This window comes from Flavobacterium cyanobacteriorum (assembly GCF_002251835.1).
In the GTDB taxonomy this organism is placed as follows: domain Bacteria; phylum Bacteroidota; class Bacteroidia; order Flavobacteriales; family Flavobacteriaceae; genus Flavobacterium; species Flavobacterium cyanobacteriorum.
Map to the genome: position 1 here is coordinate 1 of NZ_NOXV01000105.1, position 3,986 is coordinate 3,986.

The 3,986-nt window shown below is 45.7% G+C and carries 6 protein-coding genes; 2 read left to right on the plus strand and 4 right to left on the minus strand.

The window, feature by feature from the left end; translation table 11 throughout:
• Positions 1 to 44: 44 nt before the first annotated feature.
• Positions 45 to 602 (minus strand): YceI family protein, encoded by a 558-nt coding sequence (locus tag CHU92_RS01210; RefSeq protein ID WP_094411785.1) that lies wholly within the window; start codon positions 600 to 602, stop codon positions 45 to 47.
• A 305-nt stretch (positions 603 to 907) separates the two neighbouring features.
• Here CHU92_RS01210 and CHU92_RS15725 point away from each other — a divergent pair, with 305 nt between their 5' ends.
• Both CHU92_RS15725 and CHU92_RS01215 read left to right on the plus strand, forming a co-directional pair.
• On the plus strand, positions 908 to 1,045 hold the full coding sequence (locus CHU92_RS15725) for a hypothetical protein (RefSeq protein ID WP_165764555.1): 138 nt from the start codon (positions 908 to 910) through the stop codon (positions 1,043 to 1,045).
• Between the two features lie 26 nt (positions 1,046 to 1,071).
• Positions 1,072 to 1,758, plus strand: a complete 687-nt coding sequence (locus CHU92_RS01215) for a hypothetical protein (protein WP_094411787.1) — start codon at positions 1,072 to 1,074, stop codon at positions 1,756 to 1,758.
• A gap of 87 nt (positions 1,759 to 1,845) precedes the next feature.
• Here CHU92_RS01215 and CHU92_RS01220 read toward each other — a convergent pair whose 3' ends face one another.
• From CHU92_RS01220 to CHU92_RS01230, 3 genes are read right to left on the minus strand one after another with little or no spacing between them, the layout of a single operon-like run.
• Positions 1,846 to 2,283 carry a DUF6526 family protein gene (locus CHU92_RS01220; protein WP_094411789.1) on the minus strand — a complete coding sequence of 146 codons (438 nt, stop codon included), beginning with the start codon at positions 2,281 to 2,283 and terminating at the stop codon, positions 1,846 to 1,848.
• A gap of 55 nt (positions 2,284 to 2,338) precedes the next feature.
• Positions 2,339 to 3,028: an HAD family hydrolase gene (locus CHU92_RS01225; protein ID WP_094411791.1), complete on the minus strand. Its 690-nt coding sequence runs from the start codon at positions 3,026 to 3,028 to the stop codon at positions 2,339 to 2,341.
• 11 nt (positions 3,029 to 3,039) lie between these two features.
• A complete protein-coding gene (locus CHU92_RS01230) occupies positions 3,040 to 3,762 on the minus strand; it encodes an acetolactate decarboxylase (RefSeq protein ID WP_243389536.1) in 723 nt (240 codons plus the stop codon).
• Between the last annotated feature and the right edge of the window lie 224 nt (positions 3,763 to 3,986).

A 3,986-nucleotide genomic window follows, 5' to 3' on the forward strand; every position in this document is an offset into this window, starting at 1 on the left:
AATCATTGATGATAGGTTAGCGGCTTAAATCGAACTCACGTTAATTAATAATTATCCGCCTTATTGTCCGGGTCATTAATAAACTGCACATTAGCGTACAGCTTTATGGTTTCTCCCAGCACCAGTCCGCCTGCTTCAGTGACATCAGGCGCGTGCAGGCCAAAGTCATTACGGTTAACTTCTCCGGTAATTTCAAAACCTGCCCGGTTAATGCCAAAACCATCCTTTGCCTGGCCGCCAAACAGTACATCAAAGGTTACTGGCCTGGTGATACCTCTTATTGTAAGCTCACCCGCCAGCCTGTATTCATCGCCTCTAAGGTGCGTAAAGGCTGTAGAAAGGAAATTAATCGTAGGAAAAGCATCGGCATTAAAAAAATCAGGAGATTTCAAATGTTCATCCCTGTCCCGGTTGTTGGTGTCTATGCTGTAAACATCAATAGCTATGGTAAAATAGGCATCCCTGAAATTGTCATGTTCAGGCGTTACCATCGTACCCGAAAAAACATTAAACGAACCTGTAATGGTTGATATAACAAGGTGCCTTATTTTGAATTGCACTTCCGAATGTGCCGGGTCAATAACCCAATGCCGTGTTGCCATAGTCGTAATGTTACTGTTGTTTATCCTCTTATTAATACATTTATATAAGCTTTTATAAGGAAAGACTTATATAATGTGTACTAAAGTACAAACTGGCGGTCTTATACAAGCGGGCGCTTATGTGAAGAATTTGTTAAAGTTTCTGTTGCCGGGAAGTACAGCAAAAATTACTCCCGCCTTATTTTGCGGCCTTACGGAAATGTTAAGGTTTCTGCTAACATTTTCGCTAAAAAGTAACGTTAATTCCCATAGAACTACGCTATATCGTTTGCAACTTTGTATTGTAACCCTTAAATTATAAAGTTATGTCAACAGGAAAGCAGACACCGGCGCCAAAAGCGGGCAGCGAACGTAAATCGGCCGCCTCGGAAACGGCAAAGAAAAACGGAAGGAAGGACAGCTCCGGAAAAGAGGCATATCCTAAACCGTCGCAAAAAAATTAAGCTAGTAACAAACAAACTATAATAGTATGGAAAATAATAATAACCGTAATAATGGCCATGAAAGCCATGATTACACCTACAGGCATGATGATGAGCAGCAGCATAACAGCATGGGCAGCCACATTGACCAGGACACAGGAAGTAACATGCGCGGGCAAGGGATGGGCAACCATGACAATTTTAATGATGCAGCTATGGACAATAGCGCTGAAGGTTCGCGCCAGGCAGGCCAAGAATGGGAAGAAGGGGACAGCAGCCAGGAAAGCGTGTATAGAGGAGGAAGCAGAGACCAGAACGATATGGAAGGCGGGTGGGATGCTACCACCGATACAGGAAGGATAGGCGGAACCAGCCATGATATAAATGAAGGCCGGGACGGAAGGAGTAACTCCCAAAGCATGGGCGGAAGGGGAAATGAACCTGATGACTGGGATGCCGGGTCACACAGCATGAGCAGCGATGACGACGGGCAGGCATGGAGAGACAGGATGAGGAGCAGCGACTCTAAAACCTTTAATGAAGATGAACCTGCCTGGAAAGCCCGGAATGGGGAATCCGAAAACGTAGAAGGCAATGATAATGAAGGAGGTTCAGGCGCTGATTATGGCAGCAGGAACGCCGGAACCGGCAATAATAACTGGGATGCTAACGACCAGATGAAACGCGGCAGCGGCATCCGGGACGGTGAAGAAGACAGGAATGCAGCATATTAGCAGCACCTGAAAGGAGTTAGAGGTAAGAAATATTACAATTTCCGAACCTAATTCCGGCAAAAGCGGGATAGTTTACTACCCGCTTTTTTATACTCTTTTATGGTCTGCCTTCCAGTGTCTTATTGATCTTTTTATGGCCTTTGGCGAAAGGTTTTCCGACACTGCCCGGTGCACAAGCTCTGCAAGTTCTTCGTCAGGAGCAAAACGCAGCGCAAAAAGCTGCCCTTCACCCAGTTTCTCTTCTAGTGGTTCCAGCCGCTGCCCAACTATCATAAAGTAGCGGTAGCGCAGTTCGCCCAGTATAATCCTGTTTTGGAGCGTCAGGGCATAATGCTGCCTTAACATAAATGACAGCCAGGTTATTGTGGCAATAATAACAGCCAGGAATCCCCACAGTAACGCGGCGTCACCCGTTGCGGCCTCCCATCCGGCAAAAATCATGAGTCCGGTCATAACCGGGTAGAAAACAAAGTGGTGTGGGGCATAAAAACGAATATGGTTGTTATAGTTTTGTGGCCTGTTCATTATAGTTACATTTTTTTTTATTATTTATATAAGGCTTTCAAGCAGCACCGCTGCGTCATACGGCAAACAACTGCGGTAGTTGCCCTATAGCTTCAAGCTGGCTGAAATTTTTGTGCACTATGGTATGGTCAACAACTTCGTGCGCCCAAGTGGTATGGAACGGGATATGGCAGGCATGCCCTCCTATTTCAAGTACAGGTAATACATCCGACTTCAGCGAATTACCTATCATATAGAACTCCGAAGGCTGTATGTCAAGCCTTTTTACCAGTTTATCATAGTCTGCCGCCTTTTTGTCAGACATAACTTCTATATGGTGAAAATAATGGCCCAGGCCAGACTCATGCAGTTTTTTATGCTGGTCTTTCAGGTCGCCCTTAGTGGCTACAACCAGCTTATACCGGCCTTTAAGCGCTTCAAGGGTATCTTCAACACCCTCAATCAGTTCAATAGGCTTATCAAGCATTTCCTTGCCATAGTCCAGTATTTTGTCTACCAGTTCCACGCTCATTTTTTTATCCGATATGCGTACGGCAGTCTCTATCATGCTTAGTATATAGCCCTTTATGCCGTAGCCGTATAACGCAAGGTTGTCTATTTCGGTTTTAAATAATTCTTTTGCCACAGAATGTGCCGGCAGGAAATTTTCCATCAGGCGGCAGAATTTCTGCTCAGTTTCCTGGAAATACGGCTCATTGACCCAGAGGGTATCATCAGCGTCAAATGCAATAACTTTTATATTCATTTTAGCAATATTTAGTTTACGGGTAAAAATAATTTCATGGTGTCCGGGCTGAAACTAATGCTGTCAAGATGCCCCATAAGAGTTTTATCAGCAGTAATCAGGTGCAGGTGCATGTAGGTGTCATGGTGGGTAAATACCGACTGGTGGTTCCGCGAAAAAAAGCCAATTATTTCTGCGGGCTTCCTGCTTGCGGCATAGCTCACCTGGCCCCTATGTGCTTCGGCGGGCGAAGATACAGTAGCGCCTTCAGGCAGGTTTACCACATGTACAGAAGCTTCATTAACTATTCCTGCCATCCGGAACACAAAAGGTTTATCTACATTTGCCGCAAGGCTGTCCAGATAGGCTTCAAGGCTTCTCATTGTCTTTACTGTTGCCGGCAGCCTGTACTCTTTCCATTGCCTCACCCATGCGTGTACAAAAAAAGGTGCTTTTATCCTGAACGTTTCCTCGATTGTCATTGCAGTGGCGGACACCACTGCTGATTTGTACGCTTTTCCGTCAACCACTATTACCTCACCCCGCAGCCCTTCCACAGGGCCAAGGCCATAAAGATGCTCCCTGTCAGCAATTGTATCAAGGTCTATGGTGCCTTCGAGCCGGCCACCCCACATAACATTTTTCATTTTCCCGGTTATTACCACAGCCGGCATAGCACCACTGGCCTGTGCCCTAACAACCGGGGCGCAGGAGAATACAATTAATATACACAGGCAGGCTGTACTTATTTTCATACTTCAAAGATAACGCAACTCTTAAAAAACCTGCGGCGCTTCAGCAAAATTTATGATACACAAGGGTAAATAGTATCATTTCATCAATAATGCTACACCCAACGTCCCATTTGTTACCTGAATTCTTATAAGGAGCAGCCCTCTAAGCGCTTGCCGGTAAAGGCATTTCCTGCTGTGCGCTATATCTCCCCGCCGCGAAAGCAGGCGGCGGGGAGGATGCCGCT